Genomic DNA, 23653 nt, shown 5'->3' on the forward strand with positions numbered 1-23653 from the left:
TGCCGTACCGCAACTACGTGGCCCAGGCACGCCTGGGCATCGGCGAGGCCGAGCATGAGGCGTTCTTCCGCCAGATGCTCGGCGATATCGACCAGCCGACCCTGCCGCTGGGCCTGCAGGAGGTACCGGGAGGCAGCGCCGAACTCAGCGAAGCGCGCCAGCCCCTGGACCGCCTGCTGAGCCGGCGCCTGCGCTTGCAGGCGCGGCAACTGGGGGTCAGTGCCGCAAGCCTGATGCACCTGGCCTGGGGCCGGGTGCTGGGCAGCCTGGCGGGGCAGCAGCAGGTGGTGTTCGGCACCGTGCTGCTGGGGCGGATGCAGGGCGGCGAGGGCGCCGAACGGGCCCTGGGAGTGTTCATCAACACCTTGCCGCTGCGGGTCGATCTGGGCGAGTTGCCGGTGCGCGAGGCCCTGCTGGCCACCCATGAGCGGCTGGCGCAGCTGCTTGGCCACGAACAGGCGCCGCTGGCCCTGGTCCAGCGTTGCAGTGGGGTGGAGCCGGGTACACCGTTGTTCAGCAGCCTGCTCAACTACCGCCACAGTGCCCCGGCGGCAAACCAGGCGGGGCAGGCCGACAGTGCCTGGGAGGGCATGCAGTTGCTCAATGCCCAGGAGCGCAGCAACTACCCGCTGACCCTGAGCATCGACGACCTGGGGGACGGCTTCATGCTCACCGCCGTGGCCGCCGGGATCGATGCCCGGCGCATCTGCGACTACCTGCACGGCACCCTGGAACAGCTGCTGCTGGCCCTGGAACAGCAACCGGAACAGGCCATCGGCCAGGTGCCGGTGCTGCCGCAGGCCGAGCGCCGGCAGATACTGGAGGGCTTCAACGACACGGTGCGCGACTACCCGCGCGAGCAGGTCCTGCACCAGTGTTTCGAGGAGCAGGTGCTGGCCCGGCCGCAGCAGGTGGCAGCGGTGCAGGGCGCCGAACAGCTCAGCTACATCCAGCTCAACACCCGGGCCAACCAACTGGCCCAGCATCTGCTGCAACTGGGGGTGCAGCCCGGGGATCATGTGGCGCTGCTGCTGCCGCGCTCCCTGGACCTGCTGGTGAGCCAACTGGCGGTGAGCAAGTGCGGCGCCGCCTATGTACCGCTGGACGTCAACGCCCCGGCCGAGCGCCTGGGGTTCATGCTGGCCGACAGCGGGGCGCCGGTGCTGCTCAGCCACAGCGAGCGGGTGCTGGAAGCCGCGGTGCAACGGGTCGACCTGGACCGCCTGCGCTTCGACCGGCTGGCCGGGCACAACCCGAACCTGGCGTTGTCGTCCGAGGCGGTGGCCTACGTCATGTACACCTCCGGTTCCACTGGAGCGCCCAAGGGCGTGCGGGTGCCGCACCGGGCCATCACCCGGCTGGTGATCAACAACGGCTATGCCGATTTCAACCCCGAGGACCGGGTGGCCTTCGCCTCCAACCCGGCCTTCGACGCCAGCACCCTGGAGGTCTGGGGGCCGCTGCTCAACGGTGGCCGGGTCGTGGTGGTGGACCACGCGACATTGCTGGACCCGCACGCCTTCGGCTCGCTGCTGGAACGCACCGGGGTCAGCCTGCTGTTCCTCACCACCAGCCTGTTCAACCAGTACGTGCAACTGATTCCCCAGGCCTTCAAGGGGCTGCGCATGCTGCTCTGTGGCGGCGAACGGGCGGATGCCACGGCCTTCCGGCGGATCCAGGCCGAGCTGCCGCACTTGCGCCTGGTCAACGGCTACGGGCCCACCGAGACCACCACCTTTGCCGTGACCCATGAGCCCGGTGAGCTGGCGGCGGATGCCGACAGCGTGCCCATTGGCCGGCCGCTGTCCAACACCCGGGTGTACGTGCTCGATGCCCTGGGCCAGCCGCTGCCGGTGGGGGTGGTGGGGGAGCTGTACATCGGGGGTGATGGCGTGGCCCTGGGCTACCTCAACCGTCCGGACCTGTCGGCGCAGAAGTTCCTCATCGACCCGTTTCACCAGCAAACCCAGGGCACCGCTGCGCCGGCCATGATGTACCGCACCGGCGACCTGGGCCGCTGGCTGGAAAATGGTCTTCTGGAATGCATCGGGCGCAATGACGAGCAAGTGAAGATCCGCGGCCTGCGCATCGAACCCGGGGAAATCCAGGCGCAGTTGGCCCGCTTCCCCGGCCTGCGGGACGGCGTGGTCGTGGTGCGTGAAGACAGCCCCGGGGACAAGCGCCTGGTGGCCTACTACACCCTGCACGAGCACACCCCGGCGCCGGACGCGGAGCAACTGCGCAGCCACCTGCAACAGCAGTTGCCGGACTACATGGTGCCCCTGGCCTATGTGCACTTGCAGGCCTTGCCCCTGACCCGCAACGGCAAGCTGGACCGCCGTGCGCTGCCGGCGCCCGGCAGCGCGGCCCAGCTCGCCCAGGCCTATGCCGCGCCCCAGGGCGCGCTGGAGCAGGCCCTGGCCGGGCATTGGGCGGCGGTGCTGAAGCTCGAGCAAGTAGGGCGCCACGACCACTTCTTCGAACAGGGCGGGCATTCGCTCTCGGCCATCCAGTTGCTCAACCGCCTGCAACAGGCGGCGTTCGACGTGACCCTGGCGGAGCTGTTCCAGCACGCCACGGTGGCGGCCATGGCGCGCCTGTTGAGCGAGCGCACGGCCGCGCCGCGCTCCACCGAGCTGATCCCGGTGCGCACCGGCGGCAGTGGCCCGGCGCTGTTCCTGGTCCATGAGTTCACCGGGCTGGACGTGTATTTCCCGGCCCTGGGCCAGCACCTGGACGGCGATTTCCCGATCTACGGCCTGCCCGGCGTGGCGGTCGGCGAGCCGCAGTTGCGCACCCTGGAATGCCTGGCCACACGCTTGCTTGACGTGATGCGCAAGGCCCAGCCACAGGGGCCGTATCGCCTGGCCGGCTGGTCCTTCGGTGGGGTCCTGGCCTATGAGATCGCCCAGCAGTTGCTGGGCCTGGACCAGGAGGTGGAGTTCCTCGGCCTGATCGACAGCTACGTGCCGCGCCTGACCGACCAGGGCAAGGCTCGCTGGTCTGGCGAGCACGCGCACAAGCGCCACCTGCTGTTGCAGTGCCGCGCCTACTGGAGCGCCCAGGGCGCGGCCGGGGTGCAGCCCCTGGCGCACCTGGAACAACTGGAGGCGCTGCTGGAACCACTGGACTTTGCCGACCTGCTGCAACGCTGCCGCGACCAGGGGCTGCTGTTCGAGCAACTGGCCACGGCGCCACCGCAAGCGCTCGGCCATTACCTGGACCGCGAGGTCGCCCACGGCCATGCCCTGGCCCATTACCGGGTCCATCCCCTGGGCATGCCGGTGCATCTGTTCTGCGCCGCCGAACGGCCCACCGAGCTGTCCCGGCGCAGCCCGACCCTGGGCTGGGGCGAGATCCTGCCGGCGGGCGAACTGCACTGCATCAGCGTGCCCGGGGACCACCTGAGCATGATGAAGGCGCCGCATATCCAGGCCCTGGGTCACGCCCTGGGCCAGGCCCTGGCGGCGACCAGGGCCAAGGACGCGGTGAGCGCTGTGCCGCACCAGCCCTTGCTGCGGATCCAGAGCGGGCGCCCCGGGCACACGCCGATCTTCTGCGTGCCCGGGGCCGGTGACAGCATCACCGGCTTTATCGGCCTGAGCGAGGCCCTGGGGGCCGAATGGCCGATCCTCGGCCTGCAGGCCCGGGGCCTGGACGGCTGCGGGGTGCCCCATGGCCAGGTCGAAGTGGCGGCCCGGCATTACCTGGAGGCCATCACCGCCGAGTACCCCGACGGGCCGCTGCACCTGATCGGCCATTCCTTCGGCGGCTGGGTGGCATTCGAGATGGCCGGGGCCCTGCAGGCCGCCGGTCGCGAAGTGGTGTCGCTGACCCTGATCGACAGTGAGGCTCCCGGAGGCAATGGCGCGCTAGGGCGGCCCTATACCACCACCGCGGCGCTGTGGCGCTTGATCGAATCCATGCAACTGGCTGCAGGCCAGGACATGGGCATCGACCCCGAGCGCTTCGCCGCCGAGGACGACGGCATGCAGATGCACCTGCTGCATGCCGGCATGGTACGGGTCGGGCTGTTGTCCCCGCGCGCCGATCCGCGGGCCATGCACGGCCCGGCGCGAACCTTCGCCAGCGCCCTGCGCACCCGCTACCAGCCTCGGCGCCCGTACCAGGGCAAGGTGCGCCTGGTGCTGGCGGATGACCCGAGCCTGGACGCCGCCGGCAACCGCCGGGAGCAGCAGGGGATGGTCCAGGGCTGGCGCCGGCAGGCTGCGCACCTGCAGGTGTGGTACGGCCCGGGCAACCACTTCAGCCTGCTCAAGGCGCCCAACGTCTACCACCTGGCGGCCTGGTGGCATGACGGCCTGGCGCTGCCCCAGGGGGAGGTCATGTCATAGGGCGCGGGGCAACACAGGCGCTGGCCCTGCCGGCGCCTGGACACCCGGTTTCATTCATCTGGAACACCGCTCACTACGGCAGCACGGTGTTCTGTAAGGGGGCTCGCCGCTGGCCGGTGCAGCCCGCCCTCAACGGACTTGTGGTCATCTATGGAAAAGTCGAAGTTTCGCAAAATCGGTATGGGGCTGTTGCTGGTGGTTGTGGCCGGGTTGATTTTCTATACGGTGCAGGCGCCGGCGGAGCCGCCGCAGTACCTGACCGCCAAGGTCGAACGGGGGGATATCGAGAACGCGGTCCTGGCCTCGGGCCTGCTCGAAGGCATCAAGCAGGTGGATGTCGGGGCCCAGGTCTCCGGGCAGTTGAAGTCGCTCAAGGTCAAGGTCGGGGACAAGGTGAAAAAGGGCCAGTGGCTGGCGGAAATCGACCCGCTGGTGCTGCAGAACACCCTGCGCCAGGCCCAGGTGGACGAAGAGAACCTGCAGGCCAAGCGCCGCGCCACCGCGGCCCAGCTCAAGGAAACCAAGGCCATCTACGAGCGCTACCGTGACTTGCAGTCCGACGCCTCGATTTCCCAGCAGGATTACGAGACCGCCGAATCCAACTACGAGGTGCAGCGGGCCAACCTGCTGTCCCTGGACGCGCAGATCAAGAGCGCGCACATCCAGATCGACACCGCCAAGGTCAACCTGGCCTACACCCGCATCGTCGCGCCGATCGATGGCGATGTGGTGGGGGTGGTGACCCAGGAAGGCCAGACGGTGATCGCCAACCAGCTGGCGCCGGTGCTGCTCAAACTGGCGGACCTGGACACCATGACCGTCAAGGCCCAGGTCTCGGAGGCCGATGTGATCCATATCGCCCCCGGCCAACAGGTGTACTTCACCATCCTCGGCGAGGCGGAAAAACGCTACTACGCCAAACTGCGGGGCACTGAGCCGGCGCCGCAGAACTTTCTCGAAACCCAGACCGCCGGCACCCCCAAGCAGAACACCGCGGTGTTCTACAACGCGCTGTTCGACGTGCCCAACCCGGACCATCGGCTGCGCATTTCCATGACTGCCCAGGTGCGCATCGTGCTGGATACCGCCAAGGACGTGCTGATGGTACCGGTGGCGGCCCTGGGCTCGCGCAATGCCGACGGCAGCTTCGCGGTGCGGGTGCTGGACGCCAAGGGCCATGCCCAGGCGCGCAACGTCAGCACCGGGATCAACAACAACGTCAAGGTGCAGATCAAGGACGGCCTGGCGGAGGGTGACCGGGTGGTGATCGGTGATCCGCTGCCCGGCACGGCAGGGGCCTGAGCATGAGCGAGCCCCTGCTGCACCTCACCGGCATCAGCCGCAGCTTCACCGCCGGGGATCGGGAGTTCCTGGCCCTCAAGCACATCGACCTAAGCATCCAGGCCGGGGAAATGGTGGCGATCACCGGGGCCTCGGGGTCGGGCAAGTCGACCCTGATGAACATCCTCGGCTGCCTGGACTACGCCACCGCCGGCAGCTACAAGGTCAACGGCCGGGAAACCCGCGACCTCGACGACCAGGCCCTGGCGGAACTGCGCCGCGACTACTTCGGCTTCATCTTCCAGCGCTACCACTTGCTGCCGCACCTGAGCGCCATGCACAACGTCGAGATGCCGGCGATCTACGCCGGTACCCCGCAAGTCAGGCGCCATGGCCGGGCCCGTGAACTGCTGGCGCGCCTGGGTTTGTCCGGGCACCTGGGCCACCGGCCCAACCAGCTCTCCGGCGGCCAGCAGCAGCGAGTGAGCATCGCCCGGGCGCTGATGAACGGCGGCGAAGTGATACTCGCCGACGAACCCACCGGTGCCCTGGACACCGCCAGCGGCAAGGAGGTGATGAACATCCTCCAGGAACTGCACGGCCTGGGGCACACGGTGATCATCGTCACCCACGACCCCAAGGTGGCGGCCAACGCCCAGCGCATCATCGAAGTGCGCGACGGCGAGATCGTCAGCGACCGGGCCAACCCGCGCCCGGCGGACGAGGCGCCGAGCGAGCCACCGGTCAGCGTGCGGCCCGCCGGTGCGCGGCGCCTGGTGGCCAGCCTGGGGCTGTTCAAGGAGGCCTTCGTGATGGCCTGGGTGGCGCTGGTCTCGCACCGCATGCGCACCCTGCTGACCATGCTCGGGATCGTCATCGGCATCACCTCGGTGGTGTCCATCGTGGCCATCGGCGAGGGCGCCAAGCGCTACGTGCTTAAGGACATCCAGGCCATTGGCAGCAACACCATCGACATCTTCCCCGGGGCCAGTTTCGGCGACAGCCGGGCGGCGGCGATCCAGACCCTGATGCCCGCCGACGTGACGGCCCTGAACCAGCTGTACTACGTCGACAGTGCCACGCCCATGGTCGGCCGCAGCCTGTTGCTGCGCTACGGCAACATCGACCTCAACGCCACGGTCAACGGCGTCAGCCACCTGTATTTCCAGGTTCGCGACATCAAGCTGGCCAGCGGCATTTCCTTCAGCGAGAACGACGCGCGGCGCCAGGCCCAGGTGGTGGTGATCGACCACAACACCCGCAACCGCCTGTTCGGGCCGGATGTCGACCCGCTGGGGCAGGTGATCCTGGTGGGCAACCTGCCGTGCACGGTGATCGGCGTGACCCGGGAGAACAAGAACATGTTCGCCGCCAGCAACCTGCTGAACGTCTGGCTGCCCTACGAGACCGCCGCCGGGCGGGTGCTCGGCCAGCGCCACCTGGACAGCATCAGCGTGCGGATCAAGGACGGCCAGCCGAGCAAAGTGGTGGAGGAGCATGTGAAGAAGCTGATGGAGCAGCGCCACGGCACCAAGGATTTCTTCACCAACAACCTCGACAGCATCATGCAGACGGTGCAGCGCACCAGCCGCTCCCTGGCCCTGCTGCTGTCGCTGATCGCGGTGATTTCCCTGGTGGTGGGGGGAATCGGGGTGATGAACATCATGCTGGTGTCGGTCACCGAGCGGACCCGGGAGATCGGCATCCGCATGGCGGTGGGGGCCCGGCAGTCGGATATCCGCCAGCAGTTCCTGGTGGAGGCGGTGATGGTCTGCCTGATCGGCGGGGCCATCGGCATCAGCCTGTCGTTCGCCATCGGCTACCTGTTCACCCTGTTCATCAAGGAGTGGGAGATGGTGTTTTCCATGGGGTCGATCATTACCGCGTTCGCCTGTTCGACCCTGATCGGCATCGTCTTCGGCTTCGTTCCGGCGCGCAACGCCGCGCGCCTGGATCCCATCGAAGCCCTGGCCCGGGATTGACAGGCCGTAGACCGAACCGCCGGCGCTGGGGCCGGCGGGGGTTACAGGGCCAAGGCCGGATCAGGCCGTCGGGGTTTCGCTGCTGTGCGGCGCTTGTTCCTCGGGCGAGTACATCCAGCGCAGCAGCGAGTGCCGGCCACTGATGCCGAGCTTGATGGCGGCGCGCTTCAAGTAGCTTTCGACGGTATTGACCTTGAGCTTGAGCTGCTCGGCCAGCTGCGGCGCGGTGCGCCCGGCCAGCAGCCCGACACAGACCTCCAGCTCGCGGTTGGACAGGCGCAGCCCGGACTGTTCCAGGCGCGCGGCAAAGCGCAGGCGCAGGCTTGCCAGGCCCTCGATGGCGGCACTGTCCTGCTCGGCGGCATCGCCCCGGGGCTGCAGGGCGCTGATGTGTTTTTCCACCATGGGCAGCAGCAACGGCGAGATGTCCTCCAGCAGCAGGCGTTCCTGGGGGGAAAAGCTCTGGTCCTGGCTGCTGCGGTACACCGAGAGCACGTAGTGGTAGGAGTCCTTGCGCCCGGTCAGGTGCAGTTGTGCCGGGTCCGCGTGGCCGCGCTGGCGTTGCAGCGACGGGCCCGGGGCCGGTTCGCCGGGTTGTTCGGGAAAGCCGGTGAGCAGCAGCGGGTCATTGCTGGCATGGGCATCGCTGTACAGAGGGTGGCGGGTCTGCATCAGGGTGTTGCCGGTTCTGCCGACGGCCTGTTCCGGGTCGGCCCGCAGTTGGGTGATATGGGTGGCGTCCACAGCCAGCTGGGTGAGTATCAGGTCGTGCAGCATGCGCGGAAAGTTGCGGCTGCCGGTGCTGGCGATGACCTTACCAATGTGTGGAAACAGTATTTGTGAGTTCATCATTTCATCCATGAATGTGAAGGTGTGGAGGGGGGCTGCCTTATAGCAACGAGTTTGGGTCAGGGTTGATTTACCTCCTGTTTGCTCTGGGCGACAAAGGGTCGCCTCGTATCCTAGTACAAGGTTTTGTTGGTCGTTTGGTGAAAATGGTCAAATAGTCGATTTTTCAAGCATCGACTTTGCTTTTTTGAGGGGCTGGTTAAAGAAGGATCGCACCATCAATCGCTGTAGAGGGGGAGCAGCTTGAAATCGGTCTGGACCACAATACATCGATGGCCTCATTCCTCTGGTCCTAGCTGGGCCAATGAGGCTGATAGTGTTCTGCTCATCACATTCTCAGGCGCTAGTACTGGGTTTTTTCCAGAAGTGATAAAAAGGTTCGATCTTCTGAATCTGAAATTCGCATTTCTGGTAAAGCCCACATGCGGACAGGTTGTTCTTTTGGGTAACAACCTGACATTGCTTGAAACCTCGGTCCTGGAACCATTGTTGAGCGTGTCTGACCAGCGTTTGACCATGTCCTTGTCCGCGAACTGATGAATCAACGGCGAGTAGCCCTATGTCTGCAATGCCGTTCTTTGTGCCAGCGGTCAACATCGCCACTATTTTAGTGTTACTGCGTATCACAAATACCTCGAGAGCGATTTCCTTGGCTGCTGACCTTCTGGCCCAGATGCTGTAGAGCTCATGGAATTTTTCCAGGTCGATATTAGGGTCAACTGAAAACCTTGAGTACTCGCCGCTTTGAACAGCGAGGTCGATCAACTCTTCAACTTTCATTGATGGATGGTAGGTTTCCACCAGTGACGAATATCTCTTGCCCTTGGTGGTGGCGAGGTTGGTGATGAACGTAGCCTTAAGATCTACTAGGCTGCCTTTCATGGGGAGTGAGTCCAGCTCACTCAGCTCTTTTTCTGATTGCCAGTAAACTAAGCTGGCACCTAGTTTTAGCGCCTTGCTTAACTGCTCTTGCAGATGGGCCTTCGAAAGTGTGGGGTTGCTGATTCGATAGACTGGGGTCTGAAAAAAATCGGTGTCCCACTCAAGCTTTTCTATATCCATTGCTCTCTCGATGTTTAAGTTAATTGCTGTTTTACAAAGAGATAAGTATTAAGAGTTTAAGGGGGTGACAGGGTTTTCCCTGAACACGTAGTACTTGCATGCGAGAAAACTGTACGCCGCTAATAATATTATGGCCGATGCTTGGACTATTTCATGTGGGTAGTGGAGTTGGTCGAAAAATACATACAGTAATATCAGGTTTATCACATAGCCTGATACATGCATTTGTATGTAGCGAAATGGTGCGCCAGCTCGCCCGCTTTTTTTGAAAGTCCAACGGTAGTTGACAGAATAGCTGTAGGTGGCTCCTGCCAGATACATAAGCGTCATAGACAATTTTTCTCCGCAACCGGCATACACGATCAGTAAGTAACCAGCGTAAGCCAAGGCATTGCTGGTTACGCCAATAATTCCGTAGCGAATCAGCTGAATGATGGTATGGGTAGGGATAGTGTTCACTATGGCATTCTATTTGGCTTTGGAGTTGAAGGGGTAGTGGAACTGCCAGTATTCAGACTAGAAGGTTTTTCGTCCGACGATATAAAGCGGACGCTTTTTAGTCTCGTCGAATGTCTTGCCTATATATATGCCGACTACGCCCTGAATGGAGATGACAATTCCGCCAATGAAGAAAATAGATACCATGAGGCTGGTCCAACCTTGTACTACCGTGCCATGAAAGTAGGTGGTGATCATAAGGTAGATACCATAGATGAATGAAAGTGAGGCCATTGTAAAGCCGAGCTTTACTGCAAGCCTAAGTGGTTTGTCCGAATAGGCGATAATGGTATCCATGGCCAGACTCCAAAGTTTGGAGAAAGTGTAAGTGCTTTTGCCGTGGCCACGTTCGCAGTGCTCGACATCAATGCCGGTGCTGGTAAAGCCCATCCAGTGGACCAAGGCGCCAAAAAAACGCAACTGTTCACGCATTTGGCACAGATTGTCAGTAACTTGGCGGGAAATTATTCGAAAGTTACCGCTATTCCCGTCATACTCAAAGTCGGCAAGATAACTGAACGTCTTGTAAAAAAACCACGAGCCTAGGCGCTTTATTGCAGAGTCTTTTCTTAAACCTCGTAGAGCCAGGACAATGTCGTACCCTTCCTGTGCCTTGGCATATAACCGGGGAATTTCTTCAGGACGATCCTGTAGGTCGCAGTCCATGACCACAACCCAATCTCCTCGGGAACTATCGAGACCCGCAGTGATGCCGTAATGCTGGCCGAAGTTCCGGCTTAGCTGAATTCCCCGCACTCTTGGATCGACCTTTGCCAACTGTTTTATTAAATCCCAGGAGCGATCGCCGCCGCAGTCCTCAATCAACAGGATTTCAAAATTTGGTGTGATCTCTTCCAGCGATGTTTTCAATCGCGCATAAAGCTCCATCAGCGAATTTTCAGCCTTGTAAACAGGTACGACGACAGAAATGTGAGGTTTTTCTTTTGGATTTTCCACTGTGCTTATCATTTATAGGTTTAAAGGGGAGTTCGGGATTTACCAGAATTTTTGATAGCGAAAACAGAGCTCTAGGAAGTAGTAGAGTGCTCCGAATGCAGTGTGTGCGAAAAACAAGATGACGCAACGTTTATATTTTTTTACGTTGCTTATTGTTGTTGTAAAAGCTTCTTTGTTTTTTAGCAGGAATGCTGCAGAGAAAAGGAAAGTCAAGTATAGGCCAATCTGACCGCTCCACCAAAAATTTCCGGCATACATCCGGTAGCCACTTTCAGAAAAGAAGTAAGTCAAAATTAACCCCATCAAGAGACAGAGCGATGCGAGAAGCAGTGCCTTGTCTTTGATGAACTCTTTAGGGTAGTAGCAGAGTACAAGAAGTGGGAATGCGATAGATAGAATCAGCTTGATGAATAAGTATTTTGAGTAGTGGGCCATGCTTTCAAAAGGAAGAAATAAAACGTGGCTTTCCTCATTTGCGGTTTCTATTGAAAGGCTTTGGTAGAAGTAGGTGTGCAGAAACTGAAGACTGAGCACGAATACTGTCGGCAGGAAAAAAGCCCAGTAAATATATGCGCTTTTCAGGCTGCTTTTCAGTTGCTGGGTTGCGATGAGAAATAAAATCAGTGCTGGCAAAATGATAATAAGGAAATTTGGCTTTGATATTCCGCAGAAAAAAATTGAAATTGCCAGTAGCGTGCCTCTTGAGAGTGTGTTGCCTGAGGTTTCGGTGAAAGATTTTAATGTGTAGCAAAAAGCGATGAGGGCTAGTGGCTTGAGCAGGAGCATTGTTGGACTATGATAAATCGTAAGCCCCACATAGCCAAAATAGAAATGATGGTCAAATACCGCAAGGATCTGGAGGGGGCTGGCCACTAGTAAACATACTGACACAAGCGTGGCTATTTTAGCTGAGGTGTACCGGCTGAGGACTTTATAGTTTAAGATCGCCAGCAGGTAAATGGCGGAAACTATGATGATGGTGGAGGCTATGGCGTAATTGACACTTAGAATATTTTTAGTGAGGATCGTGAGTAGATGGTATAGCGGGTGCGGCAGCATGAGAGTGCCGTTATCTTCCATATCGCTCGCCCATTTCAGGTGTGCAACATAGTCGCCGCCAATTGTTGAGAGCTTATATATAAGGGGGGTGAAGGTGATGAAAGTAAATGCAAGTAGTATGAAGTAGGCGCGAGTGTGGTGTTGGCGGTTTTTATCTGGTGCTGGATATGTTTCGCTTATGTTGTCGTCTGTCATTCGCTCTCGCCTATTTTATTCTGGTTTTTACAGGAATCTATTCTTGGAGTGGTTTTGGTGTTCTATTTAATCTTGCCGGAATGAGTTGGTCTTTGGGTTGGTCTATGTTTTTTGCATATGTTTAAGTGATAAAGTAATTCTGGGTCGCACTGAGTCAATGGTTTATTGACGACGATGATGTTTTGATTTTCGTGTTCAGAATCTGTTCCTGTTTTACTTTCTGTTTTAGGTTCAAGAGCATCGTCCTGCTGCCGGACCTTATAGGCCCAAGTCCCCGTCAAGCTAAGGGGCGAGAGGTAAATTTGGCGGCGAGTATACCCTCAGTCCCTCTAGGGAGTCCTCTATTGTTGGCCCACGAGTGCTGTTTTCGGAGCGAAACAGCAAACTGATCTGGTCTTCGTCCTCATTGGTCGCAGGAATATCCGCTTCCGACAATTGGTTTGGCTGCTACCTCCGCAACGGATTGACCTCCCCGGGAAGCCACCCAGAACTTCCTGGAGGAGGGCAATGTTGGTAGTCAGGTGGGCCAGGGTTACTGGCGCTTCTCGCAATTGACCATCCATGGCACACCAAAGCGGTCCACCAGCATGCCGAAGCGCTCGGCCCAGAAGGTGGCTTCCAGGGGCATCTGCACGTTGCCCTGTTCGGCCAGGGCGGCGAATACCCGTTCGGCTTCGGCGGCGTTGTCGATGTTCAGCGAGATCGAACAGCCGTGGATGCCCAGGTAGGGCAGCTCAGGGGTGGTGTCCGAGCCCATCAGCACCTGGTCGCCGACGCTCAGGCGGGTGTGCATGATGCGTTCGTGACAGTCGGCAGAGATGTGATCACGGGCCGGGCTTTCACCGAAGGTCATCATCATTTCCAGGGTGCCGTTCAGGCATTGGGCATAGAAGGTGAAGGCGGCCTTGCAGGTGCCGTTGAACACCAGGTAGGGGTTGATTTTCATGCTGTGCTCCGGTCGCAGGTAACGGGCAGGCACGCGGGCCTGTGGTCGATCTTCCATAGCAAAGCCGCTATCGGCCCTGCGCGGAGGTTTTTTTATAGATGGTTTTTCCATGCTCGCCCGTGGCGATATAACCGTCGCCGCGCCATTGGGGGCGCGGCGGCGGTGCGGGAGGGGGTTACAGGCGCGGCTGCTCCTGGGGCGTGCCGAGCAACCGGTGCAGGGTATTGATCAGCGCCTGCTGGCGCAGCCGGTCTTGCTGGTGCCGGGCTTCGGCGGCGGCGACATCGGCGTTGCAGTGCGGGCAGGTGCTTTCATGGGCGTGGATGTACTCCAGGCAATTGCGACACAGGGCCAGGCGCGGCGGGATGCGGCCTTCCTCGGGCGACGCCTGGCCCTGGTTGACCCAGGCCAGCTTGATCACCTGGCCGCTGTCGTTGACGCTCGATACCGCCTCGCCGGTGTCGATGCGTTCGGTGATCAGGTCGAAACGGCCCACCGAGAACGACGCCGGGCCGGCGTCTTCGAGCTTGACGATGCGTTCGCGCAGGCCCTTTTTCGCCAGGTCCAGGGTCCGGTAGTGGCAGTAGGGATTGTTCCCCGGCTTGCCCAGCAGCGAGTGAGAGGTCCAGGTGCACCCGCCGCGGCAGACATCGTTGTAGTAACAGGTGCGGCAGTAGCCCCACAGGTCGTCCACCGAGCGCAGGCGGCCGAAGTGGATGCCTTCGCTGTAGTGCCAGATGTCGTGCAGGCTCATGCTGCGCACGTTGCCACCGGAGAAACCCACGGTGGCCAGGGACGGGCAGCCCTTGACCGTGCCGTCGGCCTCCAGGGCCAGGACCGTCTGCCCGGCGGCGCATCCGCTCCAGTGCACGCGATCGTCGCCGAAACCGCGCCACATGTGCTCGTAGGGGCCGTAGTAGCCGATGTTGTTGCCCACATTCATCAGCAGCCCGCGCTCGGCGCCTTCGCGGTACAGGCGCGCCAGCAGCGGCATCACCTCCAGCAACTGGTAGGGCTGCAGCAGCAGCTCGGGGTGATCCACCGCATTGCCCATGGCCACGGTCAGCTGGATCTGCCAGTGGCTGGCGCCGGCATCGATGATCAGCTCCATCAGGGCCGGCAGGTCGGGCAGGGTGGCGGCGCCGATCTGCGTGTTGACGCTGACCTTGAGCCCGGCCTGCTTGGCCCGGCGCAGGGTATCCAGGGCCTTGTCGAAGGAGCCGGGGACATTGCGCACCGCGTCATGCAGCGGCGCCAGGCCATCTAGAGAGACGCCGACGCCATTGAGCCCGGCATCCACCGCGGCCTGCATCTTGGCCGTGGTCAGGTTGCGCCCGCCGGTCTGGATCGCCACGTACATGCCGTGGTCGTGGATGGCCTGGATCAGCCGCGTCCAGTCCTTGCGCAGATAGGCTTCGCCACCGATCAGGGTGACTTCCCGGGTGCCCAGGGCGGCGATCGAATCTATCACCGACAGGCATTCCTGGGTATTGAGTTCGCCCGGGCGCCGATGCCCGGCGCGGGAGCCGCAATGCAGGCACTTGAGGTCGCAGGCGAGGGTGATTTCCCAGACCACATGCACCGGGACAAAGCGCTTGAGGTCGGTTTCGCTGAGGTAGCGGGCGGGGAGACGGTCTGACATGAGAGTTCCTTGCGCACCCGGCGGTGCGCGGCACCAACCCATCGAAATAGGCGCGCCTTCCTTGTGTCGCAATGGCGCGGTCGTTTTGTGGCAGCCCCCGGGGCCGCGGCGGGCGGCCCGGGGGCTGGTGGTCAGCGCTGTTCCAGGCGGCTGATTTCTGCCTGCAACTGCTGCACCGCCTGGGTCAGGTTGTCAGCGTTGGCCAGTTGCTGCTCGCCCTGGGCCACCAGTGCCTTGAGCCGCGCCAGGTCGCCGCTGGCCTGGGCCTGCTGCAGCGCCACGGCGTACAGCGGGTGGCGCACTTCGGCGGCCGGGCCGGCCTGGCTGGCGTAGTCCGCTGCCTGCGCCTGCTCCACCGGGGCCGGGCTCACGGCGGCGTGTTGCACCACGTGCCAGTGCCCCTGGAACTGGTACTTGTAGCTGGCGAAACCGCTGGCCCAGTCCAGGCCGAGGATGCCCTGCAGATGGAAGGTCTCGGCGATCTGGCTGGTGGGGCCGCTGGGATTGCCGGCCAGGCTGAGGATGATGTGCCCCTCGCTGGAGGGGTCGAGCTTGACCTGGGAGTAGTCGCCCCACACGTCGGCGTGGAACTGCACCGGTGGCGAGGTGCTCTGGGTCACGCGGGCAACGCCGCTGACGCGTTTCTTCGGGGTATCGACCAGCAGGTCGAGGGTCAGCACCGGCCCACCGATCACGGGGTTGGCGACGATGAGGCGGGTATGGAACAGTCCGATTGTCATGCTGCAACTCCTTATCTTCTTGAAGACATCAGGTTCGATGGACGGCCGGGCTCAGCGCCGCTCCTGCTGGCTGATCTCGGCCTTGGCGGCCACCAGTGCGGTGCGGATCAGCGGCAGCTGTTCCAGTTGCTGGGTGGCGACCTTGTGCAGGCTCTTCATCTGCGCCAGGTCACCGCTGGCGATGGCACCGTGGATCGGCGCCCCGTACAGCGCCGAGATCGGCGGCAGCGGATGGTTGGGCTGGCCGCGGTGCAGAGGGGCCGACAGGGTGCTGGACTGCACGGTTTCCTGCAGGTGGGCGGGCACCTGGTTGACCGTCACCCAGCTGTGGCCGTTGTAGTACTGATAGTTGGCCACGCCTTCCTTCCAGTCGTCGCTGACCACCAGGTGCAGCTTGAAGTTGATCACCGAGTTCGACCCCGGGCCGCCCTGGTTGCCCTGGGCCGTGATGAGGATCTTGCTGGTGCTGGGCGGCATGACGGTGAGGTAGGTGTACTGGCCCCAGACATCGCTGTGCAGGTCCAGGGGCGGGTTGACCGCCTGGGTGATGCTGGAAGTGCCGCGCACACTGTGTTCCGGGGTATAGACCAGCAGGTTGAGGATCAGGGTGGGCGCGCCGGGTTGCGAGGTGCCGATGCGGTAGCTCAGGGGGAACAGGCCTTCGGCTTGCGAGTAGTTGCCGGACATTTGCTTTGCCTCCATTCAATGACAGGGGAGCCGCGATCAGCGGCGTTCCAGGCGGGCGACTTCCTTGGCCAGCTGTTCGTAGGCGTTGTGCAGATCCTTGGGTTCGTTCCTGGCCGGATCGCGCTTGGCCAGCAGGGCTTTCATCTCCGGCAGCTTGCCTTCGCTGATGGCCGACTGGATGGCGACTCCGTAGGGGGGATCACATGTTGGGATGCATTGCTCATGGCGTTTGCCTTCCGTGGGTGTGGATGGGGTGCTGCGCTACTCGGCAGCTTTTGCAGTTAAGCAGCGCGGGTGGAATTGGCAGGGTAATGGCACATTGATTTTGTGGGTTTCCGACCGGTGGATTCACGGTCGGTAAAGGGTTGATTTTGGAGACATTCCAAAGGGCGATATGCAGGCGGGAGGTGATTGCGGATGGCGATAGGAGGGGGTGAGAAAGGGGGGCGAGCGTAGGCACCGGCTGCCGGCGAAGAGGCCCTCGACAGCCATGCATCGCCCTGGCCGGCGCCTTCGCTGGCAAGCCAGCCCTTACGGGGTGTCAGTGCGCTCGGACCACCCCCAACTCCTCCAGCCGGCGCCGCGTCTCGGCCGCCGTCACATGATGAATCCCATGCCACCCCAGCGCCGTTGCGGCGACGATATTGGGCGCATGGTCGTCAATGAACACCAGTTCCTCGGGGGCCACCCCCGGCAAATGCGCACGAATGCGCCCCAGGGTCGTGTGATAGATCTCGGCATCCGGCTTGATCTGGCGCTCTTGCCCCGACACCACGATGTCGCGAAAGCGCTGCAGAAACGGGTAATTGTCCCAGGCATAGGGAAAGGTTTCCCGGGACCAGTTGGTCAGCCCGAACAGGGGCACCTGCGCCTGGTGCAGTTCTTCCAGCAGGGCCACGCCCTGATCCAGTGGCCCCTTGAGCATTTCCGGCCAGCGCCCGTAATAGGCCTCGATCAAGGGGGCATGGTCGGGGTGCTCGGCCACCAGGCTGCGGGTCGCCTCGGCCAGGCTGCGGCCGGCGTCCTGCCGGGTATTCCAGGCCTGGGTGCAGATGGTGTCGAGGAACCACTGGCGGCGCTCATCGTCGGGGATCAGCTGGCGGTACAGGTGGTGCGGGCTCCAGTCGAACAGCACGCCACCAAAATCGAAAACCACGGCACGAATCGTCATGAACACGTCCTTTTGAGCGGTTATGGGCCAGGCGCCATCCTGCGACGCCCGGCAGCACAATGCAATTTGCCGCTGGCCGCTGGTCCGCTCGGCGGCACCCTGGCCACGAATCGTGATCCAACCCCTGTATCCGGCCTTTTCCAGGCTGGCACAGGAGCTGCCCATGACTGCCAAGAACCCCACGGGGCCGCGCTCGTCCGAGCATGCCTCGAATCATCATGACCCGGGTTTCGACCCCGATTCGCCAGACCTGGCCGACCCCCAGGTAGACCCGGTAGGCCCGGCCAGGGCACCCCTGGACCGCCCTGAACCCGAGCACCGGCGCAAGCGCTCGCGGGCCTACGATCCCCTGGCCAACCTGAAGAAGTGACCCGGCGCGCCGACATGCGGCAGTCGCCGGGCGGTGTGGCGGGTGTAAGGTAAAACGCCCAAGCCCCAGGCTCGCCGAGGAAAAAGGAGGTGTCCATGAGCACGCCGCTGCTGAACAAACTGCAGATCAACGGCTATCAGGTCTTGAGCGTCAACCATGGGCCCTGGAAGGTCTGCACGCCGGGTGACCGGCTTGCTACCTTCGGCACCCGGGAAGAGGCCATGGCCTTTGCCGCCGCCCTGCCGGCGCGCAGGCAACGACCGGCCGCCACCGGTGGCTAGCGCCCAGGCAGGAAAAAAGCCCCGACCGGTTCGGGGCTTTTTTTATGCCTGGCCGGGGGCATGGCCGGACGGGGCGAGGGCGCAGCGGGGCGCAGTTACGGCTGCATGAAACTCAGCAGCGGGAGGATGAAGGCTGCTGCCAGGGCCAGTGCCCACAGGGTCTGCAGAAACAGCTCATCGGCGTTGTCGGCGGCGGGCCGCGGGGCGAGGCGGCGGCGCCAGTAGAAGTACAGGCCGCTGACCACGAACACACAGGTGATGCCCATCATGTACTCCAGCTCCCACTTCTGGGGGCTGATGGCCAGGCTGCCGTCCTGGTCATCCGGGTAGTCGAACCGCCACCAGGCGCCCAGCAGCAGCGGCACCAGCCCGGCCAGGAGCCAGGCCAGGCGCGCGCCGGGCATCCGGGTCAGCAGGGTCACGGCCAGGCCGATCAGGCACAGCACCCAGACAAAGAGGTACAGCTGAAAGCCCATGGCCCCACCGAACAGCGTGCTGCTGACATCCCGCGGCTGCATCATCTGCACGTCGCACAGCAGCATCAGCGACAAGGGCGCGGCAACGACGATCCAGCACAGAGGGCGGTAGAGCCACAACCACAGGGTAAACAGGCGAGACATGGGCACACTCATCGAGGTTTGGTGAAGCAAGAAAGAGGCGGGGTTGGCGGTCAGTCGACAATGACCCGGTTGCCAGGGCCCAGGCACAGGCTCAACTGTTCGCCGGCCCGGTTGAAGGCGCAGTACGGCAGGGGCGCCTTGCTGGCATTGACCAAGGGGGGATGAAGAAGCCCCCCAGCAATACCGCCCATGCAATCCGCAACGACAGCTCACGGAGGGTGGCGGGGGCTCTCGGCTTGAGCCGCTGCTGGTGCATCAGGTAGATGCCGCTGTAGACCAGGGCGAAACCGAAGACCATCACATAGTCCAGCTCCCGGGCCTGGATGCTGAAGATCAGGTTGCCGTCGAAATCGTCCGGGTAGTGGATCCGCCACCACAGGCCCAGCAGCAACTGCACCAGCCCACCGATGATCCAGGCCAGGCGGGCGCCGGGCACCCGGGTCAGCACGGCCAGGCCCAGGCCGATGACGCTGAAGGCCCAGCCGCCCAGGTACAGCATGAAACCCATGGAGCCGCCGAACAGCGTGCCGCCGACTTCCCGGGGGACGATCAGGTGCAGGTTGCAACGGATCATGGTGGCCAATTGTGCGGCCACGGCGATCCAGCACAGGAGGTAGTAGAGCCGGGACCAGAAAGTGTGCAGGGGCGACATGCAGAGACTCGAAAAAAACAGGGCCGATGAGAGTGTGTGGTGGGCTGGGTTCAAACCAACAGCAAACCGCAGGCAACCGCGAACAGCACCAGGGCGATGCTGATGCCCGCCAGGGGAATGCGAAACCAGTAACGGATGGCCAGCACCCACAGGCTGGCGAGAAACCCCAGGCCGATCAGCAGCAAGCCACGGGCCTCCAGCAGCAGGGCCGGGTGCAGCCAGGCGAGGTAGCCATAGACCAGGCCGAACAGCATGGCGCCCAGGCTGTGGCTGGCGTTGAAGCCGACCCAGGCCCGCCACAGGCTGGTCTGGCGGGTGATCATCGGTGACACCTGGCGCATGCGTTCGGCCAGGGCCGGGTCCCGGGGCTGGAATTTGTCGGTGGCGAAGGTGTAGATCAGGTGCAGGGTGCCGAGCAGCAGCACGATGGCTGAGCTGGCGATGATCAGGGCGGGGGCCAACACGTTTCTTCCTTGGGCGGTGCTCGGGTGCGCGGAGTATGCCGGGCCGCCCGGGGTTTTGCACCTGCGGGCGCGGCTTTTTTACCGGCACGGGGCAGGGCGCCGGGCGCCCTGCCCAGGGGCTCAGAAGTGCTCGGCGTCGAGGCCGAACAAGGAGGCGCTGCCGGCGCGGATGCTCTGCTCCAGGCTGAGGATGCGCGGCAGCATGCGACTGAAGTAGAAGCGCGCGGTGGCCAGCTTGGCACCGTAGAAACCGTCGTCCTCGGAACGCTTGTGCTCGGCCACCTGGGCCATGCGCGCCCACAGGTAGGCGTAGGCCACGTAGCCGAACAGCTGCAGGTATTCGACGCAGGCGCTGCCCACCGCGTGGGGGTTCTGCGCCGCCTGTTCACGCAGCCAGTCGCTGAGGTCTTCCAGGCGTTGCACCGCGTCCAGCAGCTCGGCGGCGTAGGCGGCGCCGGGCAGGTAGGCGTAGTCGCGGATCTCGCCGGTGAACAGGCGCAGGGCCACGCCGCCGTTGCCCACCACCTTGCGCCCCAGCAGGTCCAGGGCCTGGATGCCGTTGGTGCCTTCGTAGATCTGGGCGATGCGTACATCCCGCACCAGTTGCTCCTGGCCCCATTCGCGGATGTAGCCGTGGCCGCCGAAGATCTGCTGGCCCAGCACGCAGCTGTCCAGGCCGGTGTCGGTGAAGAACGCCTTGGCCACCGGGGTCAGCAGCGCCACCAGGGCCTCGGCGTTGTGCCGCTCATGGGGCTGGTCGGCGAACTTGGCCAGGTCCAGCTGCTGGCCGACGTAGCTGGCGAAGGCGCGGCCGCCTTCGGTCATGGCCTTCATGGTCAGCAGCATGCGCCGCACATCGGGGTGGACGATGATCGGGTCGGCGATCTTGTCCTTGGCCACCGGGCCGGCCGGGGAGCGGCTCTGGATACGCTCGCGGGCGTAGGTGCGGGCGTTCTGGTAGGAGTTCTCGGCGCAGCCGATACCCTGGATGCCGATGGACAGGCGCTCGTAGTTCATCATGGTGAACATCGCCGCCAGGCCCTTGTTGGCCTCGCCGATCAGCCAGCCGGTGGCGCCGTCGAAGTTCAGCACGCAGGTGGCCGAGGCCTTGATGCCCATCTTGTGCTCGATGGAACCGCAGCTCACCGCGTTGGCCGCGCCGAGATTGCCGTTGGCGTCCACATGGATCTTCGGCACCAGGAACAGCGAGATGCCCTTGGGCCCGGCCGGGGCGTCCGGCAGCTTGGCCAGCACCAGGTGGATGATGTTCTCGGTCAGGTCCTGCTCGCCGCCGGTGATGAAGATCTTGCTGCCGCTGATGCGGTAGCTGCCGTCGGCCTGGGGCTCGGCGCGGGTGCGGATGATCCCCAGGTCGGTGCCGGCGTGGGCCTCGGTGAGGCACATGGAGCCGGCCCAGCGGCCTTCGTACATCGGCGGCAGGTACAGCTGTTTCAGCGCTTCGCTGGCGTGGGCGTCGATGGCCAGGCAGGCCCCGGAACTCAGGGCCGAGTACAGGGCGAAGCTGGAGTTGGCGGCGTAGAGCATTTCCTCGAACTGCACCGCGAGCATCTTCGGCATGCCCATGCCGCCGTAGGCCGGGTTGCCGCTCAGGCCGACCCAGCCGCCCTGGATATAGGTGCTGTAGGCCTCCTTGAAACCGGCCGGGGTGCGCACCTGCCCGGCGTGCCAGCTGGCGCCTTCCTCGTCGCCGCTGCGGTTGAGCGGGGCGATCAGGTTGCCGGTGACCTTGGCCGCTTCTTCGAGAATGGCGTCGGCGGTGTCGCCGTCCACGGTATCGGCCAGGGCCGGCAGGCGCGCCCAGAGCTTGGGTGCGTTGAACACTTCATGCAGGACAAAGCGCATGTCGCGCAGCGGAGCGTTGAATTCGGGCATTGCAGGAACCTCGGGCAAAAGTGGAGGTTGAGCGGCCTCGGCCGCATGAATCGACAACGAAAACCCCGCCACCTTGTAGGAGCCGGCTTGCCGGCGAAGAGGCCCGCAAGCCATGCATCGCCCTGGCCGACGCCTTCGCTGGCAAGCGGAGCGCCGCCCGGCCAGCTCCTACAAGGGCTGGGTAGGTGTATTCAGGCTAGAAGTTTTTCGCCATGTCGCGCAGGACGAACTTCTGGATCTTGCCGGTGGAGGTCTTGGGCAACGGGCTGAAGACCACGGTACGCGGTACCTTGAAGCCTGCCAGGTGCTCGCGACAGAAGGCGATGATCTCGGCTTCGCGCACGTCCTGATGATCGGCCTTGAGGGTGATGAAGGCGCAGGGCGTCTCACCCCACTTTTCATCGGGCCGGGCCACCACCGCCGCTTCCAGCACCGCCGGGTGGCGATAGAGCACGCCTTCCAGTTCGATGGTGGAAATGTTCTCGCCCCCGGAAATGATGATGTCCTTGAGCCGGTCGCGGATCTCCACGTAGCCGTCCGGGTGGGTCACCCCCAGGTCGCCGGTGTGGAACCAGCCGCCCTCGAAGGCTTCGGCGGTGGCCGTGGGGTTCTTCAGGTAGCCCTTCATCACGGTGTTGCCGCGCATGAAGATCTCGCCGATGGTCTGGCCGTCCCGGGGCGTGGGTTCGAGGGTTTTCGGGTCGGCCACCATCACCCCTTCCAGGGTCGGGTAGCGCACGCCCTGGCGCGACTTGATCTGCGCCCGCTGTTCCAGGGGCAGTTCATCCCAGGCGGCGTGCCAGGCGCACAGGGTCACCGGGCCATAGACCTCGGTCAGGCCGTAGACGTGGGTCACCTTGATGCCCATTTCCTCCACCGCGCCGATCACCTTGGCCGGCGGCGCGGCCCCGGCCACCATGGCGTTGACCGGGTGGTCGATGGCCGCCTTGGCGGTGTCGGGCATGTTCACCAGGGCATTGAGCACGATGGGCGCGCCGCACAGGTGCGTGACCTGATGCTCGCGGATCAGGTCGAGGATCTTCTGCGGGTCGACCCGGCGCAAAAACACATGCACCCCGGCCAGGGCGGTGACGGTCCAGGGGTAGCACCAGCCGTTGCAGTGGAACATCGGCAGGGTCCACAGGTACACCGGGTGGTTGCCCATGGCCCAGGTCATCTGGTTGCCCAGGGCGTTGAGGTAGGCGCCGCGGTGGTGGTAGACCACGCCCTTGGGGTTGCCGGTGGTGCCCGAGGTGTAGTTCAGGGCGATGGCCTGCCACTCGTCATCGGGCCACTGCCAGGCAAACTCGGGATCGCCCTCGGCCAGGAACGCTTCGTAGTCCAGCTCGCTGACCGGCTGGCCCTCGCCGTACTCCGGGTCGTCGAGGTCGATCACCAGGGGCGGGTGATCGAGCATGGCCACGGCGGCGTGGATCACCTCATGGAACTCGCGGTCGGCGATCAGCACCTTGGCTTCGCCGTGGGCCAGCATGAAGGCGATGGCCTCGGCGTCCAGGCGCACATTGAGGGCATTGAGCACGGCGCCGATCATCGGCACGCCGAAGTGTGCTTCGAGCATCGCCGGGATGTTAGGCAGCATCACCGCCACCGTGTCGTTCTTGCCGATGCCGCGCCCGGCCAGGGCCGAGGCCAGGCGCCGGCAGCGGCTGTAGGTCTGGGCCCAGGTGCGACGGATCGAACCGTGGATCACCGCCGGGTAATCGGGGTAAACCGCAGCGGTACGCTCGATGAAGCTCAAGGGGGAGAGGGCGATATGGTTGACGGCAGTCGGCGCTAGGCCTTGCTCGTAGATGGACATGGTTCGGGTACCCGGTGGCTGATTATTAGCTCTATTGGCCGAGGCTTGGGTGGCGCGTGCTGTGTACCTGGGGGCACTGACTGTAGGCGCCGGCTTGCCGGCGAAAGCGATCCCACGGGCCTCTTCGCTG

Annotated in this window: 19 protein-coding genes and 2 pseudogenes (1 of these 21 only partly in view); 5 read left to right on the forward strand and 16 right to left on the reverse strand. The window is 63.2% G+C overall.

Going from position 1 to position 23653, the window contains the following annotated elements:
* From ofaC to KI242_RS11420, 3 genes and pseudogenes are all read left to right on the forward strand, one after another.
* Positions 1-4355 (forward strand): annotated as a pseudogene (gene ofaC, locus KI242_RS11410) (orfamide A non-ribosomal peptide synthetase OfaC); it begins 10350 nt to the left of the window's first position.
* A gap of 150 nt (positions 4356-4505) precedes the next feature.
* Positions 4506-5657 carry a macrolide transporter subunit MacA gene (macA, locus tag KI242_RS11415; RefSeq protein ID WP_077933747.1) on the forward strand — a complete coding sequence of 384 codons (1152 nt, stop codon included), beginning with the start codon at positions 4506-4508 and terminating at the stop codon, positions 5655-5657.
* 2 nt (positions 5658-5659) lie between these two features.
* The gene (locus KI242_RS11420; protein WP_041117091.1) at positions 5660-7618 is read left to right on the forward strand and encodes a MacB family efflux pump subunit; all 1959 of its coding nucleotides are present in this window, start codon (positions 5660-5662) and stop codon (positions 7616-7618) included.
* Positions 7619-7678: 60 nt separating this feature from the next.
* On the opposite strand, the gene KI242_RS11425 is transcribed toward KI242_RS11420, so the two are convergent.
* The 11 genes and pseudogenes from KI242_RS11425 to KI242_RS11475 form a co-directional block, all read right to left on the reverse strand.
* Positions 7679-8467, reverse strand: a complete 789-nt coding sequence (locus KI242_RS11425) for a LuxR family transcriptional regulator (RefSeq protein WP_041752100.1) — start codon at positions 8465-8467, stop codon at positions 7679-7681.
* A 336-nt stretch (positions 8468-8803) separates the two neighbouring features.
* Entirely contained in the window at positions 8804-9529 is a 726-nt protein-coding gene (locus KI242_RS11430; protein ID WP_041117100.1) for a GNAT family N-acetyltransferase, read from the reverse strand.
* A gap of 48 nt (positions 9530-9577) precedes the next feature.
* On the reverse strand, positions 9578-9988 hold the full coding sequence (locus KI242_RS11435) for a GtrA family protein (protein ID WP_051167105.1): 411 nt from the start codon (positions 9986-9988) through the stop codon (positions 9578-9580).
* Positions 9989-10045: 57 nt separating this feature from the next.
* A complete protein-coding gene (locus KI242_RS11440) occupies positions 10046-10984 on the reverse strand; it encodes a glycosyltransferase family 2 protein (protein ID WP_197731928.1) in 939 nt (312 codons plus the stop codon).
* A gap of 39 nt (positions 10985-11023) precedes the next feature.
* Positions 11024-12238: a hypothetical protein gene (locus tag KI242_RS11445; RefSeq protein ID WP_212806155.1), complete on the reverse strand. Its 1215-nt coding sequence runs from the start codon at positions 12236-12238 to the stop codon at positions 11024-11026.
* A gap of 532 nt (positions 12239-12770) precedes the next feature.
* Entirely contained in the window at positions 12771-13184 is a 414-nt protein-coding gene (locus tag KI242_RS11450; protein WP_041117105.1) for a VOC family protein, read from the reverse strand.
* 175 nt (positions 13185-13359) lie between these two features.
* A complete protein-coding gene (locus tag KI242_RS11455) occupies positions 13360-14826 on the reverse strand; it encodes a GDL motif peptide-associated radical SAM/SPASM maturase (protein ID WP_212806156.1) in 1467 nt (488 codons plus the stop codon).
* A gap of 131 nt (positions 14827-14957) precedes the next feature.
* Entirely contained in the window at positions 14958-15566 is a 609-nt protein-coding gene (locus KI242_RS11460) for a DUF1842 domain-containing protein (protein WP_011060454.1), read from the reverse strand.
* A 51-nt stretch (positions 15567-15617) separates the two neighbouring features.
* Entirely contained in the window at positions 15618-16253 is a 636-nt protein-coding gene (locus KI242_RS11465) for a DUF1842 domain-containing protein (RefSeq protein ID WP_065363504.1), read from the reverse strand.
* Positions 16254-16289: 36 nt separating this feature from the next.
* A pseudogene (locus tag KI242_RS11470) lies at positions 16290-16477 on the reverse strand (DUF1843 domain-containing protein).
* A 317-nt stretch (positions 16478-16794) separates the two neighbouring features.
* The gene (locus KI242_RS11475; RefSeq protein ID WP_212806157.1) at positions 16795-17424 is read right to left on the reverse strand and encodes an HAD family phosphatase; all 630 of its coding nucleotides are present in this window, start codon (positions 17422-17424) and stop codon (positions 16795-16797) included.
* A gap of 163 nt (positions 17425-17587) precedes the next feature.
* Between KI242_RS11475 and KI242_RS11480 the strand changes: the two genes are divergently transcribed.
* Both KI242_RS11480 and KI242_RS11485 read left to right on the forward strand, forming a co-directional pair.
* Positions 17588-17794, forward strand: coding sequence for a DUF6021 family protein (locus tag KI242_RS11480; protein WP_015634945.1), 207 nt, complete (start codon positions 17588-17590; stop codon positions 17792-17794).
* Positions 17795-17889: 95 nt separating this feature from the next.
* Positions 17890-18075 (forward strand): DUF2188 domain-containing protein, encoded by a 186-nt coding sequence (locus KI242_RS11485; RefSeq protein ID WP_011060459.1) that lies wholly within the window; start codon positions 17890-17892, stop codon positions 18073-18075.
* Positions 18076-18170: 95 nt separating this feature from the next.
* Here the strand turns inward: KI242_RS11485 and KI242_RS11490 are convergent, their stop codons facing one another.
* From KI242_RS11490 to KI242_RS11510, 5 genes are all read right to left on the reverse strand, one after another.
* Positions 18171-18695, reverse strand: coding sequence for a hypothetical protein (locus tag KI242_RS11490; RefSeq protein WP_194237916.1), 525 nt, complete (start codon positions 18693-18695; stop codon positions 18171-18173).
* 91 nt (positions 18696-18786) lie between these two features.
* Positions 18787-19347, reverse strand: a complete 561-nt coding sequence (locus KI242_RS11495) for a hypothetical protein (protein ID WP_244868186.1) — start codon at positions 19345-19347, stop codon at positions 18787-18789.
* 50 nt (positions 19348-19397) lie between these two features.
* On the reverse strand, positions 19398-19811 hold the full coding sequence (locus tag KI242_RS11500; protein ID WP_015634948.1) for a hypothetical protein: 414 nt from the start codon (positions 19809-19811) through the stop codon (positions 19398-19400).
* A 120-nt stretch (positions 19812-19931) separates the two neighbouring features.
* Complete coding sequence (locus KI242_RS11505) at positions 19932-21704, reverse strand: acyl-CoA dehydrogenase C-terminal domain-containing protein (protein ID WP_015634949.1); 1773 nt, start codon at positions 21702-21704, stop codon at positions 19932-19934.
* A gap of 196 nt (positions 21705-21900) precedes the next feature.
* Entirely contained in the window at positions 21901-23523 is a 1623-nt protein-coding gene (locus KI242_RS11510) for an acyl-CoA synthetase (protein WP_123430356.1), read from the reverse strand.
* Positions 23524-23653: the final 130 nt, after the last annotated feature.

This window comes from Pseudomonas sp. Eqa60 (genome assembly GCF_018326405.1).
GTDB lineage: Bacteria > Pseudomonadota > Gammaproteobacteria > Pseudomonadales > Pseudomonadaceae > Aquipseudomonas > Aquipseudomonas protegens.

Coding starts and splice junctions, on each gene's coding strand:
- macA (WP_077933747.1), top strand. CDS start 4,506: ATGGAAAAGTCGAAGTTTCGCAAAATCGGTATGGGGCTGTTGCTGGTG.
- KI242_RS11420 (WP_041117091.1), top strand. CDS start 5,660: ATGAGCGAGCCCCTGCTGCACCTCACCGGCATCAGCCGCAGCTTCACC.
- KI242_RS11425 (WP_041752100.1), bottom strand. CDS start 8,467: ATGAACTCACAAATACTGTTTCCACACATTGGTAAGGTCATCGCCAGC.
- KI242_RS11430 (WP_041117100.1), bottom strand. CDS start 9,529: ATGGATATAGAAAAGCTTGAGTGGGACACCGATTTTTTTCAGACCCCA.
- KI242_RS11445 (WP_212806155.1), bottom strand. CDS start 12,238: ATGACAGACGACAACATAAGCGAAACATATCCAGCACCAGATAAAAAC.
- KI242_RS11450 (WP_041117105.1), bottom strand. CDS start 13,184: ATGAAAATCAACCCCTACCTGGTGTTCAACGGCACCTGCAAGGCCGCC.
- KI242_RS11455 (WP_212806156.1), bottom strand. CDS start 14,826: ATGTCAGACCGTCTCCCCGCCCGCTACCTCAGCGAAACCGACCTCAAG.
- KI242_RS11460 (WP_011060454.1), bottom strand. CDS start 15,566: ATGACAATCGGACTGTTCCATACCCGCCTCATCGTCGCCAACCCCGTG.
- KI242_RS11465 (WP_065363504.1), bottom strand. CDS start 16,253: ATGTCCGGCAACTACTCGCAAGCCGAAGGCCTGTTCCCCCTGAGCTAC.
- KI242_RS11475 (WP_212806157.1), bottom strand. CDS start 17,424: ATGACGATTCGTGCCGTGGTTTTCGATTTTGGTGGCGTGCTGTTCGAC.
- KI242_RS11480 (WP_015634945.1), top strand. CDS start 17,588: ATGACTGCCAAGAACCCCACGGGGCCGCGCTCGTCCGAGCATGCCTCG.
- KI242_RS11485 (WP_011060459.1), top strand. CDS start 17,890: ATGAGCACGCCGCTGCTGAACAAACTGCAGATCAACGGCTATCAGGTC.
- KI242_RS11490 (WP_194237916.1), bottom strand. CDS start 18,695: ATGTCTCGCCTGTTTACCCTGTGGTTGTGGCTCTACCGCCCTCTGTGC.
- KI242_RS11495 (WP_244868186.1), bottom strand. CDS start 19,347: ATGTCGCCCCTGCACACTTTCTGGTCCCGGCTCTACTACCTCCTGTGC.
- KI242_RS11505 (WP_015634949.1), bottom strand. CDS start 21,704: ATGCCCGAATTCAACGCTCCGCTGCGCGACATGCGCTTTGTCCTGCAT.
- KI242_RS11510 (WP_123430356.1), bottom strand. CDS start 23,523: ATGTCCATCTACGAGCAAGGCCTAGCGCCGACTGCCGTCAACCATATC.